A 16,046-nucleotide genomic window follows, 5' to 3' on the forward strand; every position below is an offset into this window, starting at 1 on the left:
GGTGGAAGAAATGGATCTGGTTGCCGGAATCGATGCAGGTACGCAAAGTCTGAAGGTCGTCGTCTACGACCCTGCCGGGCGGCGCCTGGTTGCCAGCACCAGCGCGGCGCTGGATCTGGCGTCTGCCGCCGATGGCAGCCGTGAACAGCAACCGGCCGAGTGGGTCGCCGCACTTCATGCCTGCTTCCGTGCGATTGATCCCAAGGTTCGATCGCGCATTGCCGCGCTGGCGGTCTCGGGCCAACAGCACGGTTTCGTACCGGTGGATGCGGCAGGGGAGGTGCTTGCGCCCGCCAAGCTGTGGTGCGATACCAGTACGTCGGCCGAGTGCGTGCAGATCATGGAGGCGGTCGGCGGCACGGCGCGCACCATCGCACTGGCTGGCAACCCTGTCCTTACCGGTTACACCGCCTCCAAATTGCCGTGGACGAAGACGCATCGCCCGGAGGTCTACGCGCGGCTTGCCACCATTCTGCTGCCGCACGACTACCTCAATTTCGTGTTGACCGGCCAGCGCTTCTGCGAGTACGGCGATGCGTCGGGCACGGGCTGGCTGGACGTGCGAACCCGGACCTGGTCCAGCGACCTGCTGCGCGCGACCGATCCGGAACGCGATCTTGCCGACTGCCTGCCGCGCATCGCCGCGCCCGAGGAGGTGTTCGACATCGACCCGGCCGCAGCCGCCACGCTCGGACTGCCCGCGACGGTGAAGGTGGCCGTCGGCGGGGGCGACAACATGATGGCGGCCATCGGCACCGGCTGCGTCGTACCCGGTCGCCTGGCGATGAGCCTTGGCACCTCGGGCACCCTGTTCGCCTACTCGGATACACCCGTGGTCGACGCCGACGGGGCATGGGCCGCGTTCTGCTCGTCCACCGGCGGCTGGCTGCCGTTGATCTGCACCATGAACTGCACCGTGGCGACCGAGCAGGTCGCCGACGCCTTCGGCTTCAGTACGCGCTTTGGCGATGGGCATCTGCGGGCCACGCCGCCCGGTGCCGACGGGCTGGTGATGCTGCCGTTCCTCAATGGCGAGCGCACGCCGGACCTGCCGCTGGGCAAGGGCATGCTGGCGGGCCTGGACACGACCAACATGACCCCGGCGCACTTCTACCGTGCGGCCATGGAAGGGGCGACATACAGCCTGAAGTATGGCTACGACGCCTTTGTCCGCGCGGGCATGCAGTTCGACCGCATCGTGCTGACCGGCGGCGGCAGCAACAGCGCGCAGTGGCGGCAGCTGGTGGCCGATGTCTTCGGGCTGCCGGTGGACGTGCCGACCCAGTCCGAGGGCGCGGCGTTCGGCGCGGCACTGCAGGCCCTGTGGGCGCTGGGTCATGCGCGCGGCGACGCCGCCTCCATCGCCGACATCACCGACCGTCACGTTGCGGTCGATCCGCTGCAGTCGGCACGCCCCGATCCGGTGCGTACCCACGCCTATGCCGCGGCCTATGCACGTTTCCTGCGACATCTCGATGCCCTCATGCCGCTGTATCGCGGCTGATCCCTTTTTTCGCGACACCTCGCACAACGAAAGGAACACGCACCATGAGCAATCAGCCCTTCATCGGCGCCAAGGAATACTTCCCCGGCATCGGCCGCATTCCCTTCGAAGGCCGCGGCTCGGACAACCCGCTCGCGTTCAAGGTCTATGACGCGAAGAAAGTCATCGGTGGCAAGACGATGCAGGAACACCTGCGCTTCGCAGCCTGTTACTGGCATACCTTCTGCAACGCCGGGCATGATCCCTTCGGTCCGGGCACCCGCCAGTTCCCCTGGGAAGTCGGCTCAGCCATGGCGACCGCAGAGGCGAAGGTGGATGCCGCCTTCGAGTTCTTCACCAAACTGGGCGTGCCGTACTGGTGCTTCCACGATATCGACCTGGCCCCGGATGCCGACGATGTCGGCGTGTACGAGAAGAACCTGAAGCACATGGTGGGCCTGGCCAAGGCGCGCCAGGACGCGACCGGCATGAAACTGCTGTGGGGCACGGCGAATCTGTTCTCGCATCCGCGCTACATGAATGGTGCGTCGACCAATCCCGATTTCGCAGTGGTGGCCCGTGCGGCGGTACAGGTGAAGGCGGCGCTGGAGGCAACGGTTGAACTGGGCGGCGAGCACTACGTGTTCTGGGGTGGCCGAGAAGGCTATGCCTCGCTGGTCAACACGCAGATGAAGCGCGAAGTCGACCACCTCGCGCGGTTCCTCGGCATGGCGCGCGACTACGGCCGCAGCATCGGGCTGAAGGGAAACTTCCTGATCGAGCCCAAGCCGATGGAGCCGATGAAGCACCAGTACGACTTCGACAGCGCGACCGTGGCGGGCTTCCTGAAGGCGCATGGCCTGGACAAGGACTTCAAGCTCAACATCGAGGCGAACCACGCCACGCTCTCCGGTCACACCTTCGAACACGACCTGCAGGTCGCCTCGGACCACGGCCTGCTGGGCAGCATCGACGCCAACCGCGGCAATGGGCAGAACGGCTGGGACACGGACCAGTTCCCGACCGACCTGTACGACACCGTGGGGGCGATGCTGGTCGTACTGCGGCAGGGCGGGCTGGAGGGGGGCCTGAACTTCGACGCCAAGTTGCGCCGCGAGTCGACCGACCTGGAGGACCTGTTCATCGCCCACATCGGTGGCATGGACGCCTTCGCGCGCGGGTTGGAAGTGGCGCACGCGCTGCTGACCGATTCGCCGTGGGAGCAGTGGCGCAAGGAGCGCTATGCCAGCTTCGACAGCGGTGCGGGCAGGGATTTCGAGAACGGCGCGCTGGGCCTGTCCGAACTGGTGGCGCTGGCCAGCAAGGCCGGTGAGCCCACGCAGTCCAGCGGCAAGCAGGAGCGCTACGAGAACCTGCTCAACCAGTACCTGCTGCGCTGAGCGCGACGGCGCGCGGCGATGACACCAAACCGGGGAGGGGCAGGGCAATGAACCAGGCAATGAGCGGCGGCGAGAACACCCGGCTGATCGTGTTGATCAGCGTGGTGGCAACGATTGGCGGATTCCTGTTCGGGTTCGACAGCGGCGTGATCAACGGCACCCAGGACGGCCTGCACCAGGCGTTCAGGTCCGGCGAATGGATGCAGGGGTTCGAGATCGCCTCGATGCTGCTGGGCTGCGCCATCGGTGCCTTCAGCGCCGGCCGGCTGGCCGACAGCCTCGGACGCCGCAACGTACTGATCGTGTCGGCGGTGCTGTTCCTGCTGTCGGCGATCGGCGCGGGTGCGGCGTCCTCCTCGGTCATGTTCATCCTCGCGCGCGTGATGGGGGGCTTTGCGGTAGGCGCGGCCAGCGTGATCTCGCCGGCCTACATCGCCGAAGTCGCGCCGGCGCGCTATCGGGGCCGCCTTGCCACGGTGCAGCAGATCGCCATCATCAGCGGGCTTACCGTGGCGTTCCTGTCCAACTATCTGCTGGCGGCCACGGCCGGTGCCTCGACGGAGGCGCTGTGGTGGGGGCACGCGGCGTGGCGCTGGATGTTCTGGATGCAGGCGGTGCCCTCGCTGCTGTTCCTTGCGCTGCTGCTGACCATTCCGGAAAGCCCGCGCTACCTGGTGGTGAAGCGCCGCAAGGAGGAAGCGCTGCACGTGCTTACGCGGCTGTTCGGCGGGGCCGAGGCGCAGGCCAAGCTTGCCGAGATCGACGCGTCGCTGTCCACCGACCACCACCGCCCACGGCTGTCGGATCTGCGCATCAGGATGACCGGCCGGATCCGCCCGATTGTCTGGGTTGGCATTGGTCTGGCCATCTTCCAGCAGCTGGTCGGCATCAATGTGGTGTTCTATTACGGGGCCGTGCTCTGGCAAGCGGTCGGCTTTTCCGAGAACGACGCACTGCTGATCAACGTCCTCTCCGGCGCGCTCAGCATCGGCGCCTGCATGGTCACCGTGCTGCTGATCGACCGCATCGGCCGCAAGCCGCTGCTATGGGTCGGCTCGGCCGGCATGGCGGTGTCGTTGGCGCTGTTGGTGCTGGCATTCGCCAGCGGCTCACTGGTCGATGCCCGCCTGCAGCTGCCCGGGCGCATGGGTACGCTGGCGCTGGTGGCGGCCAACGCCTACGTGGTGTTCTTCAACCTTTCCTGGGGCCCGGTGATGTGGGTGATGCTGGGCGAGATGTTCCCCAACCAGATTCGTGGCTCGGCGCTGGCCGTGGCCGGTGCCGCGCAATGGACCGCCAACTTCGCCGTCACGGTGACCTTCCCCATTCTGCTGGCGGCCATCGGGCTGGCGGCGACGTACAGCATCTACCTGGTGTCGGCCATCATTTCGGTCTTCTTCGTGCTCAGGTACGTGCACGAAACCAAGGGCAAGGAACTGGAGCAGATGGAAGGATGAAGACGATGACGCATCGACGCCGTACCCGCGCCCACCGTGGCGTGCTGCTGACCGGACTGTTGCTGGCACTGGTTGCCTGCGGCAAGGATGACAAGGCGGTTGTCCCGGCGCCGGCCGGCACCGATCCTTGGCCGCAGGTTGCCTGGCCGCTGGCCGAGGACGCCGCGCTGGAGAAGCGCATCACCGACCTGATGGCCAGCATGACGGTGGAGGAAAAGGTTGGCCAGCTGGTGCAGGCGGATATTGCCAGCATCACTCCGGACGACCTGCGCAGGTACCGGCTCGGCTCGATCCTGGCCGGCGGCAACTCCGACCCCGGCGGCCGCTACGACGCCGCGCCTGCCCAGTGGCTGGCGCTGGCCGATGCGTTCTACGCGGCCTCGATGGATACCTCGCAGGGCGGCAAGGCGATCCCGGTGCTCTTCGGCATCGATGCCGTGCACGGGCAAAGCAACATCATCGGTGCGACCCTGTTCCCGCACAACATCGGCCTGGGCGCGACGCGGAACCCGGAACTGCTGCGGCGCATCGGTGAGATCACCGCGCTGGAGACCCGTGCTACCGGCATGGAGTGGGCGTTCGCGCCGACCGTGGCGGTACCGCAGGACGACCGGTGGGGACGCACCTACGAGGGGTACTCCGAATCGCCCGAGGTGGTGGCCAGCTATGCCGGGGCAATGGTCGAGGGCCTGCAGGGCAAGGTGGCCTCGCCTGCTTTCCTGGATGGTCGGCATGTGATCGCCTCGGTGAAGCACTTCCTCGGTGATGGCGGCACGACCGAGGGCAAGGACCAGGGCGATACCCGTATCAGCGAGGCCGAGCTGGTGCGCATCCACGCCGCCGGGTATCCGCCGGCCATCGCTGCCGGTGCGCAGACCGTGATGGCGTCCTTCAACAGCGTCAACGGCGAAAAAATGCACGGCAACAGGCCCTACCTGACCGATGCGCTGAAGGGCCGCATGCACTTCGGTGGCTTCGTGGTGGGCGACTGGAATGGCCACGGCCAGGTCAAGGGCTGCACCACCACCGATTGCCCGGCCACCATCAACGCCGGCCTGGACATGGCCATGGCGTCGGACAGCTGGAAGGGCTTCTATGAGACGACCCTGGCCGCAGTGAACAAAGGCACCATCCCCCAGCAGCGCCTGGACGATGCGGTGCGCCGGATCCTGCGGGTCAAGATGCGGCTGGGCTTGTTCGAGGCGGGCAAGCCGTCCTCGCGCGCAGTGGGTGGACAGTTCGCCCTCGTCGGTGCGCCTGGGCATCGCGATGTTGCACGCCAGGCAGCGCGCGAGTCGCTGGTGCTGCTGAAGAACCAGGGCGGCGTGCTGCCGCTGTCGCCGGGGCAACGCATCCTGGTGGCCGGTGACGGTGCCAACGACGTCGGCAAGCAGGCCGGCGGCTGGACGCTGAACTGGCAGGGCACCGGCACCACCCGCAAAGACTTCCCGAATGCGGACACGATCTTCGAGGGCATTGCGCAGCAGGCGAAGGCCGCTGGCGGCCACGCCGAGCTTGCGGTGGATGGGAAGTACGCGACCAAACCGGATGTGGCCGTGGTGGTGTTCGGCGAGAACCCCTATGCGGAGTTCCAGGGCGATCTGCCCACCCTCGCGTACAAGCCGGGCGACGACACGGACCTTGCCCTGATCAAGCGGCTCAAGGCGGACGGCATTGCGGTGGTGGCGGTGTTCCTGAGCGGACGCCCGCTGTGGGTCAACCGGGAAATCAATGCCGCCGATGCATTCGTGGCAGCGTGGCTGCCCGGGTCGGAGGGCGCCGGCATTGCCGATGTGCTGCTGCGCAAGCCGGACGGCAGCGTGCAGCACGACTTCAAGGGCAAGCTGAGTTTCAGCTGGCCACGCACGGCAACGCAGTACGCCAACAATGTCGGGCAGAAGGACTACAACCCGTTGTTCGCATTCGGCTTCGGCCTGACCTACGAAGACAATGGCGATCTGGCCGCGCTGCCGGAGGTCTCCGGGGTCACCGGCAACGAGGGGGCGACCGGGGTGTTCTTCGCACGCGGCGATGCCGGGTCCGGCATGGCCCTGCGGCTGGAGGGCGGGAGCGGGCAGGGCGTGACCGTCACCAAGGTGCCGGAGTCGCTCGACGGTGGCCTGCTCAATGTCACCGGCGTGGACCACCTGGCGCAGGAAGATGGGCGCCGCCTCGCGTGGACCGGCAAGGGGGAGGCGTGGGCCGCGCTGCAGTCGCATACGGCGCTGGACCTGCAGCGCGAGAGCAATGGCGATCTGATGCTGTTGACCACGCTGCGGGTTGAGACTGCGCCGCAGGGCGATGCATGGTTGTCGGTCGGCTGCGGCACGGGCTGCTCGGCACGCGTGGCGCTGGGCCCGACGCTGGCAACGCTGCCCGTGGGCCAGTGGACGCGCGTGGGCGTGCCGCTGAAGTGTCTGGCGGCGGCCGGTGCGGAGGTGGGCAAGCTGGATCGGCCCTGGTCCATCGGCACGGCCGGAGCGATGACGCTCTCGGTGTCACGCGTCGCTCTCGGCGCGTTGAACGAAGCGGAGGCCACCATCGCATGCCCGGGCGCATGACGATGCGCCGTGCGTTGTCAGCCCCTGGGCGGGCGCGCGACCGAGTCGCGCACCACCAACCGGTGTGGCATGACGTGATCGGTCAACACGCGCGGCTGGTCGCGCTTGCGGCGGATGGTGCGCAGCAGGATATCGATGGCGGCATCGGCCATTGCGGCGATGGGTTGATGGAGGGTGGTGAGCTCGGGCCAGACGGTGGTTGCGGCCGAGGTGTCATCGAACCCCACCACCGACAGGTCGCGGGGCACCTCCAGGCCCCGGCGGTGGGCGACGGAGATCGCCGCCGCGCCCATGTCATCGTTGCTGGCGAAGATCGCCGTCGGCGGCCGACGGTGCGACAGGAGCGTCTCGGTCGCGGCCAGCCCCGAACGGTAGGTGTAGTCCCCCTGCTGGACGAGGCCAGGCTCAACCTCCAGCCCGGCCTCATGCAGGGCGGTGACAAAGCCGTCGTAGCGTCGCGCGCTCGCGCTGAGGTCGTTGCGGCCGCGGATGAAGCCGATGCGGCGGTGACCGTGCTGGATGAGGTGTTCGGCCATCTCCTTGCCGGCGTGGAAGTCGTCGATGCGCACGCAGGAAATATCGTCACTGAGGTGGCCCGATGCGATGGCAACCACCGGGATGCCGGCCTTGACCAGCTCGGTGACGGCAGGCTGCGATTCGCACAGCGGCGGCGGCAGAATGACGCCATCCACGCGTCCGCCCAAGGCACGCGCAGCCTTGCGCTCGGCGTCGGGGTCCAGGTTGTCCCAGTAGTGGATGACCAGCTGGATGGCCGCGTTGGACGCGACCCGCAGCAAGCCGACCAGCAACTCACGCAGGTAGGCACCGCTGGGATTGGTGTAGATCAGCGCGATGCGCGTGTGGTGTGCGGCGGCCAGCGAGCTGGCGGCCAGGTTGGGCGTGTACCCGAGTTCGCGCACTGCGCGCATCACGCGTTCGCGGGTGACATCGCGCACCTTGCCCTGGTTGATCGCCCGCGACACCGTCATCGGCGATACCCCGGCCAGGGCCGCCACCTCGTCGATCGTCACACCGCTGGCTTTGCGCCGGACGGACTTCTTCGGCTTGTCCAATTCGCGCTCCCGTTCTTCTTTGTGACGCTGTCGCATCCAAAGCACGTCAGGAGCTTACAAGGTTTGCTGTCCGCGCTGAGGCTCCGTTCGGATGTCGAGCGGTGTCATTGGATAGTAGCTGTAGCAGTGGCACTGTTTACCTGCGTGGGCACCGTGCGTGCAGAGGATGGTTACGCGCTCTGGATGCGCTACGCCCCCATCGCACCGGCGCTCGTCGCCGACTCGCGCATGGGTCTGGCAGATGTGGTGGCCCCTGATCGGACGCCCACGCAGCGCATCGCGCGCGCAGAGCTGGAGCGTGGCCTCCGGGGGCTTACAGGCAGCGCGCCGCGCATGCATGTCGCGGCTGCGACCAACGCTTCCGTGGTGTTGGGTACCCCGCAGTCGTCGAGCTTGATCGCGCCGTTCCGCGAGGAGATTGCATCGCTGGGCGACGAAGGCTACCTGCTCAGGCGTACCCGGACCGGCGGGCGCGACGTGCTGCTGGTGGCCGCCCGCCACGATATCGGGGTGCTGTACGGCGTGTTCCATCTGCTGCGACTGCTGCAGACAGGCGCGTTGCCGGACACCCTTGAGGTACGCGAATCACCACGTCTGCCGCTGCGCGTGCTCAACCATTGGGACAATCTCGACGGCTATGTCGAACGCGGCTATGCCGGCCGCTCACTGTGGGATTGGCAGACGCTGCCGGAGTGGCGCGACCCACGCTACACCGACTACGCGCGCGCCAACGCCTCGTTGGGTATCAACGGCACCGTGCTCAACAACGTCAACGCCAACGCGCAGAGCCTTGCGCCGGCCTATCTCGACAAAGCGGCAACGCTGGCCGACATCTTCCGGCCCTATGGCATCCGCGTGTACCTGAGCGTACGTTTCAGCGCTCCCATCGAGCTGGGCGGGTTGAAAACCGCCGATCCGCTCGACCCGCAGGTACAACGCTGGTGGCGCGACAAGGCCAACGAGATCCATGCGCGCATTCCGGACTTCGGCGGCTTCCTGGTGAAGGCCAATTCCGAAGGGCAGCCTGGACCGCAGGACTACGGCCGCTCGCACGCCGACGGTGCCAACCTGCTGGCCGGTGCGCTGGCCCCCCACGGCGGCGTAGTGATGTGGCGCGCCTTCGTCTATGCGCACGAAGTGCCTGCAGACCGCGCCACGCAGGCGTACACCGAATTCGCTGGGCTGGACGGTGCCTTCCGCCCCAACGTGATCCTGCAGGTAAAGAACGGGCCCATCGACTTCCAGCCGCGCGAGCCGTTCCATCCCCTGTTCGGGGCCATGCCGCGCACGCCGCTGATGATGGAAGTCCAGATCACCAAGGAATATCTCGGCTTCGCCACGCATCTGGTGTACCTGGGGCCGCTGTACGAGGAGGTACTGCAGTCCTACACCCGCGCGCATGGCGAAGGCGACACCGTGGCACGCTCCCTGGCCGGACTTGCCGGCGTCGCCAACATCGGCACGGACCGGACCTGGAGCGGGTCGCATTTCGATCAGGCCAACTGGTATGCCTTCGGTCGTCTCGCCTGGAATCCGGACCAATCCGCCCGCGCCATCGCGGCGGAGTGGGCCGCCATGACGTTTACGCCGGATCCGGAGGTGGTGGGACCCATCGTCGAGATGATGATGGCCTCGCGCGAGGCCGCGGTGAACTACATGACCCCGCTGGGTCTGCATCACCTGATGGCGCGCGGGCACCACTACGGCCCCGGTCCCTGGGTGGACGATGGCCCGCGCGCGGACTGGACATCGGTGTACTACCACCGCGCCGATCGCGATGGCATCGGCTTCGACCGCACCGCCAGCGGCAGCGATGCAGTGGGCCAGTACGCGCCCGAGGTGGCCGCGCGCTACGGCGACCTGGCGCGGGTTCCAGAGCCGCTGCTGCTGTGGTTCCACCACGTGCCGTGGGACCATCGCATGGCCTCCGGCAGGACGCTGTGGAATGAACTGGTCGGGCGCTATTCGCAGGGTGTCGGCCAGGTGCAGGCGATGCAGGTGACCTGGGATGGCCTGCGGGGCAGGGTGGACCCGCAACGGCACGCGCAGGTCGCCGCGTTCCTCCGTATCCAGCGGCGCGAAGCACAGTGGTGGCGCGATGCGAGCGTGGCGTACTTCCAGTCGGTGAGCGGCAGGCCGTTGCCGGTCGGCGAGATCGCCCCGCCGCACCCGCTGAGCTGGTACCAGGGCCTGCAGTTTCCTTCCGCGCCGGGAGACGGGCGATGAGTCGTCAACCGTGGATTGGCGGGATGCTGGCAATCGCTTTGGGGTGTTGCGCGCTGTCCTGCATGGCGCAGGACGCGGCAACGCCATTGCTGCACCCGCTGTTCCAGGATCACGCCGTGCTGCAGCGCGACCAACCCATTGTGGTCTGGGGCCAGGCCGCGCCGGGCGCCACGGTGTCGGTGGCATTCGCAGGCCAGACCGTCAGCACGCGTGCGACTGCCAGCGGCCGCTGGCACGCGACGCTCCAGCCCGTCGCCGCAGGCGGCCCTTACGCGATGGCGGTGCAGGCAGGGCAGGTCACCCGGCGCGTCCGCGATGTGCTGATGGGCGATGTCTGGTTGTGTTCCGGGCAGTCCAACATGGAACTCCCGGTCTGGCGTGCGCTCGACGCGGTGAGTGAGATCGCTTCGGCCACCCACCCGACAATCCGGCTGTTTACCGTGCCGAAGGCGGCAGCCGTCACGCCGCCACGAGACTTCAACGCCCCCGTCTCGTGGACGCCCGCCTCCCCGGACACCGTGCGCGACTTTTCTGCTGCCTGCTTCTACTTTGCGCGCGAATTGCAGAAGCGCGTCAACGTGCCGATGGGACTGATCCAGTCGGCGTGGGGCGGCTCGCGGATCGAGGCATGGACCAGCGCCGACGCCCTGCGCACCCAGGGCGGCATGGGACCCGCACTGGACGTGCTCGCGCTGTATGCCAGCGACCCTGCCGCGGCGAACGCACGCTGGGGCAGACAATGGCAGCAATGGTGGGCAACGCGCGCGGATGCCGTCGCCGGCGATGCACCCTGGCAGCCAGGCGCGGGCGGCACGGGCTGGCAGGACGCACCGGCCATGCTTGGCGCATGGGAGCGCTGGGGCGTGCCGGCGCTGTCCGACTACAACGGCATGGTCTGGTACCGCACCCAGGTGACCCTGACGGCGGCCCAGGCGGGGCAGGGCGCGCGACTTGAGCTCGGTCCCGTCGATGAGACGGACGTGACCTGGGTAAACGGCGTGGCCGTGGGCAGCCAGAACGCTCCAGGCCAGGCGCGGTCGTATCCGCTGCCGGCCGGTCTGTTGAACGCCGGTAACAACACGGTGGTGATCAATGCGCTGGACACCTACGGCGACGGTGGCTTGGCGGGACCGTCGAGCGCCCATGCCATCCACCTGGACGATGGCACGCGCATCGCCCTGGATGCGGCGTGGCAATACCGTGCGGCGCCCGCTACGCAGCCACCGCCGCTGGCGCCGTGGCACGCGGCCACGGGGATGTCGACGCTGCACAACGCCATGATCGCGCCGCTGGGCAACTATGGGCTGCGGGGAATCGTGTGGTACCAGGGCGAATCGAACACGGGCGATGGTGTCGCCTACGCGGCACGGTTGCGCAGCGTGCGCGATGACTGGCGCAGGCAGTTCGGTGCCGGGTTGCCGGTGCTGGTGGTGCAACTGGCCGGGTATGGGCTTCCACCGCAGGCACCGGGCGAGAGTGGTTGGGCGCAGGTGCGCGAGGCGCAGCGGCGTGTCGCAGCGGAAGACCCGCACACCGGGCTTGCGCTGGCCATCGACATCGGCGATGCCTACGACATCCACCCGCCCAACAAACAGGAACTTGGCCGGCGTCTGGCCCAGGCGGCGCGCCATGTGGTCTACGGCGACCGGACCGTTGCGCCGTCCGGCCCGACCGCGCACCACGCATCGCGCACGCAGGCCGGCGTGCGGATCGCGTTCGACAACGTGACCGGGGCCCTGGTCACCACCGGTGCGAATGGCCCCATCGGCTTCGAGCTCTGCGACGCCGATGCGCGTCACTGCGCCTATGCAGATGCCGTACTGGACGGGCGCAACGTCGTCCTGCGCGGCCCACCCGCCGCGCCCGGCGCACGCGTGCGCTACTGCTGGGCCGACGGCCCGATCTGCACGCTGCGGGACCGCAGCGGTGCGCCGGCCGGACCCTTCGAGCTTGCCCTCAATGCTGCAGAGGTGCCCTGATGCGTCGGCTGATTGCCACGGTGCTCCTGCTGTTGTCCGCTGCGATGCAGCCGCTGGGGGCCGCGCCGGCGCCGGTCTACTTCGACTGGTTCGAGTATGCCGGGCACGACGCGGCTTTTGCCGCGCCGCTGCCCGCCGGGCACTACCGCAACCCGATCCTGGCCGGCTTCCACGCGGACCCGAGCATCGTCAGTGCGAACGGCCGCTTCTACCTGGTCAATTCCAGCTTCACCTACTTCCCGGGGATCCCGGTGTTCGAGAGCGTGGATCTGGTGCATTGGAAGCAAATCGGGAACGTGATCGACCGTCCATCCCAGCTGGACTTCGACGGCCTGAGCGTATCCCGCGGCATCTTCGCACCGGCCATCACCTACCACGATGGCGTGTTCCATGTAGTCACCACCGCCGTCGACAGCGGCGGCAACTTCATCGCCACCGCGCGCGATCCTGCAGGTCCGTGGTCCGATCCGCACTGGCTGCCGGGCGTCGACGGCATCGACCCGTCGCTGTTCTTCGATGACGACGGCACCGTTTACCTGCTGAACAATGATGTGCCGCCCGATCGGCCGCGCTACGAGGGGCACCGCGCGATCTGGATGCAACAGATCGATCTGGCCACGTTCAAGCCGGTGGGCCCGCGCAAGGTGCTGATCGACGGCGGGGTGGAGCCGGCGAAGAACCCGATCTGGATCGAGGGACCGCACCTCTACAAACGCGAAGGCTGGTACTACCTCTCCGACGCCGAAGGCGGCACCGGGCCGCAGCATTCCCAGGTGGTCCTGCGCAGCCGCGACATGTGGGGGCCGTACGCGCCGTATGCCGGCAATCCGATTCTCACCCAACGCGACCTGCCCGATGACCGGCCGCTGCCGATCACCAATGCCGGCCATGCCGATCTGGTGGAAGGTCCGGACGGCTCCTGGTGGGCGGTGTTCCTTGCCAGCCGCACCTATGACAGACGCCACTACAACACGGGCCGGGAGACCTATCTGCTTCCCGTGCAATGGCGTGACGGCTGGCCGGTGATCCTGCCGGCGGGCCAGGCGATCCCGTATGCGGTCAAGGCGCCCTCCTGGATGCAGGGCGAAGCATCGCAGGCCCCGTCCACCGGCAACTTCGTCGACCGCGACGACTTCGATGCGCCGGTGCTGGGCGCTGGCTGGCTGCGCGTGCGGGTGCCCAAACAGGCGTGGGCGAGTCAGCGCGAGCGGCCCGGTGCCTTGGCCGTGCATCCGCTGCCGGAGAATCTGGACACGCTGCGCAATCCGGCATTCCTCGGGCGCCGCCAGCAGCACCTGCGCTTCGAGGCCAGCACGGCGATGACGCGCCCGGCGGCAGGCGTGGCGGCCGGCCTGGCAGCATTCCAAAGCGAGGCCTACTGGTACTTCCTCGGCGTCCGCAGCCTTGGCGGGGAGCGCGTTGCGGTGTTCCTGGAAGGGCGCGACGGCAGCGGCGTGACCCGAACCCTGGCCACCCGGACGCTGCACGCAGGCACGTCGTTACGGCTGAAGATCGCCGGTGACGAGGGCCGCTATGGATTTTCCTTCGACGCTGGCGACGGTCGTGGCTGGCAGACGCTTGCCGACGACGTGGACGGCACTGTGTTGAGTACGGATCGTGCGGGCGGCTTTGTCGGCGCGCTGCTGGGTCCATTCGCACGCGATGAGCGTGCCTTGAGGAGCAAATGATGACGCGCACGCCCATCTTCCGCACGCTGTCGCTGTGCGCCGCCATGGCCCTTGCCAACGTCGGCTACGCCGCCGGGCCACAGCCGTGGCTGGACACCTCGGCCAGCTTTGAAACCCGCGCCGCCGCGCTGGTGGCGCAGATGACCCTGGAGGAGAAAGCAGCACAGATGCAGAACGCCGCGCCGGCCATCGAGCGCCTGGGCGTGTCGGCCTACGATTGGTGGAACGAAGGCCTGCATGGCGTTGCGCGGGCAGGACAGGCCACCGTGTTCCCGCAGGCCATCGGCCTCGCCGCCACCTTCGACGTGCCCTTGATGCGACAGGTGGCCACCACCATCAGCGACGAGGCACGCGCCAAGCACCACCAGTTCATCCGCGAAGGGGCACATGGGCGCTATCAAGGGCTGACCTACTGGTCACCGAACATCAACATTTTCCGCGACCCGCGCTGGGGGCGGGGCCAGGAAACCTACGGGGAGGATCCGTACCTCACCGCCCGCATGGGTGTTGCCTTCGTGCAGGGACTGCAGGGCGACGACCCGGTGTATCGCAAGCTGGACGCCACGGCCAAGCATCTGGCCGTGCACAGTGGTCCCGAGGCCGACCGTCACCACTTCGATGCACGGCCCAGCAAACGCGACCTGTACGACACCTACCTGCCGGCATTCGAGGCGCTGGTGAAGGAGGGGCAGGTGGATGCGGTGATGGGGGCCTACAACCGGGTCTACGGCGAGTCCGCCAGCGCCAGTCGGTTCCTGCTGCGCGACGTACTGCGCCGCGACTGGGGCTTCAAGGGCTACGTGGTGTCGGACTGCTGGGCCATCGTCGATATCTGGAAGCATCACCATATCGTGCCCACCCGAGAGGCTGCGGCGGCGCTGGCGGTCAGGAACGGCACCGAACTGGAGTGTGGCCAGGAATACGCCACGTTGCCGGCAGCGGTGCACCAGGGCCTGATCAGCGAAGCGGAGATCGACGATGCGGTGACCCGCCTGTTTACCGCACGGATGCGGCTGGGCATGTTCGATCCGCCCGAGCGGGTGCGCTGGGCGCGCATCCCCGCGGCGGTGAACCAGGCCCCGGCACACGACGCCCTGGCCTTGACCGCCGCACGGGAGTCGCTGGTGCTGCTGAAGAACGACGGTGTGCTGCCGTTGTCGCGCACGCTCAAGCGCATTGCCGTGGTCGGCCCCACCGCCGATGACAGCATGGCGCTGCTGGGCAACTACTTCGGCACGCCGGCGGCACCGGTGACCTTGCTGCAGGGCATCCGCGATGCGGCCAAGGGCGTGGAGGTGCGATATGCGCGCGGCGTGGACCTGGTCGAAGGACGTGATGATCCCGGTGCAACGCCGCTCATCGAGGCGGCGTACCTGCGGCCCTCGGCCGATTCCCCGGAGCGCGGCCTGCGCGGCGAGTACTTCCGCACGCCCGATCTGTCAGGAACACCGGCGCTGGTCCGCACCGATGCCCAGATCGGTTTCCGTTGGGACCGCGGATCACCAACCGACAACCTGTTGGCCCGGGGGGAAGCGGCGCCGGGGCAGGGCATTCCCAACGATGGATTCAGCATCCGCTGGCAGGGCCAGTTGCTGCCGCCGGTATCGGGCCGCTACCGGATAGAGGCCGCCGCCGACGACGGCTTCCGCCTCTACGTGGATGGCAAGCGGGTCCTGGATCACTGGACCAACAGCGATCGCCTGCGCGCCGATGGCGTGGACATCGACCTGCAGGCAGGCCGTGCCTACGACCTCACACTGGAGTATTACGACGCCGAGCGCGACGCAGGCGTGCGGCTGGGCTGGCGCATGCCCGGCGCCAGGCCGCCGTTCGAGGAGGCACTCGATGCCGCCCGCAACGCGGATGTGGTGGTGTTCGTCGGCGGCCTGACCGGCGACGTCGAGGGTGAAGAGATGACGGTCAACTACCCGGGCTTCGCCGGCGGCGATCGTACCGACCTGCGCCTGCCCGCGCCGCAGCGCGCCCTGCTCGAAGCGCTGCACGCCACCGGCACGCCGGTGGTGATGGTGCTGACCGGCGGGTCGGCGCTGGCAGTGGAGTGGGCCCAGGCGAACCTGTCCGCGATCCTGATGAGCTGGTATCCCGGGCAGCGCGGCGGCACCGCCGTGGGTGAAGCGCTGTTCGGCGACGTCAACCCCGGTGGGCGGCTGCCGGTGAC

General features: G+C 68.0%; 9 protein-coding genes. 8 read left to right on the top strand and 1 reads right to left on the bottom strand.

The genetic code is table 11. The annotated features are described in order from the left end of the window. Positions 1 to 10 precede the first annotated feature (10 nt). Genes xylB through RTO53_RS15225 form a run of 4 tightly spaced genes read left to right on the top strand, consistent with a single transcriptional unit; the run spans position 11 to position 6,901 of the window. A complete protein-coding gene (gene xylB, locus RTO53_RS15210; RefSeq protein WP_312238589.1) occupies positions 11 to 1,504 on the top strand; it encodes a xylulokinase in 1,494 nt (497 codons plus the stop codon). Between the two features lie 44 nt (positions 1,505 to 1,548). After that, positions 1,549 to 2,883, top strand: coding sequence for a xylose isomerase (gene xylA / locus RTO53_RS15215; protein ID WP_312238583.1), 1,335 nt, complete (start codon positions 1,549 to 1,551; stop codon positions 2,881 to 2,883). A gap of 47 nt (positions 2,884 to 2,930) precedes the next feature. Continuing rightward, positions 2,931 to 4,340, top strand: coding sequence for a sugar porter family MFS transporter (locus RTO53_RS15220; RefSeq protein WP_312238584.1), 1,410 nt, complete (start codon positions 2,931 to 2,933; stop codon positions 4,338 to 4,340). Next, a complete protein-coding gene (locus RTO53_RS15225; RefSeq protein WP_312238585.1) occupies positions 4,337 to 6,901 on the top strand; it encodes an exo 1,3/1,4-beta-D-glucan glucohydrolase in 2,565 nt (854 codons plus the stop codon). The genes RTO53_RS15220 and RTO53_RS15225 overlap by 4 nt, the downstream gene beginning before the upstream one ends. Positions 6,902 to 6,918: 17 nt before the next feature. Here RTO53_RS15225 and RTO53_RS15230 read toward each other — a convergent pair whose 3' ends face one another. Further along, a complete protein-coding gene (locus RTO53_RS15230) occupies positions 6,919 to 7,974 on the bottom strand; it encodes a LacI family DNA-binding transcriptional regulator (protein ID WP_312238586.1) in 1,056 nt (351 codons plus the stop codon). Between the two features lie 111 nt (positions 7,975 to 8,085). Between RTO53_RS15230 and RTO53_RS15235 the strand changes: the two genes are divergently transcribed. From RTO53_RS15235 to RTO53_RS15250, 4 genes are all read left to right on the top strand, one after another. Beyond that, positions 8,086 to 10,200 (top strand): alpha-glucuronidase family glycosyl hydrolase, encoded by a 2,115-nt coding sequence (locus RTO53_RS15235; protein WP_312238590.1) that lies wholly within the window; start codon positions 8,086 to 8,088, stop codon positions 10,198 to 10,200. Beyond that, entirely contained in the window at positions 10,197 to 12,179 is a 1,983-nt protein-coding gene (locus RTO53_RS15240; protein ID WP_312238587.1) for a sialate O-acetylesterase, read from the top strand. Before RTO53_RS15235 ends, RTO53_RS15240 begins: the two co-directional genes overlap by 4 nt. Continuing rightward, positions 12,179 to 13,867: a glycoside hydrolase family 43 protein gene (locus RTO53_RS15245; protein ID WP_312238588.1), complete on the top strand. Its 1,689-nt coding sequence runs from the start codon at positions 12,179 to 12,181 to the stop codon at positions 13,865 to 13,867. Before RTO53_RS15240 ends, RTO53_RS15245 begins: the two co-directional genes overlap by 1 nt. 44 nt (positions 13,868 to 13,911) lie before the next feature. Next, positions 13,912 to 16,046: glycoside hydrolase family 3 N-terminal domain-containing protein (locus tag RTO53_RS15250; RefSeq protein WP_312238591.1), on the top strand; the 2,135-nt coding region annotated here is incomplete at its 3' end.

It is taken from the genome of Stenotrophomonas sp. (assembly GCF_031995405.1).
In the GTDB taxonomy this organism is placed as follows: Bacteria; Pseudomonadota; Gammaproteobacteria; order Xanthomonadales; family Xanthomonadaceae; genus Stenotrophomonas.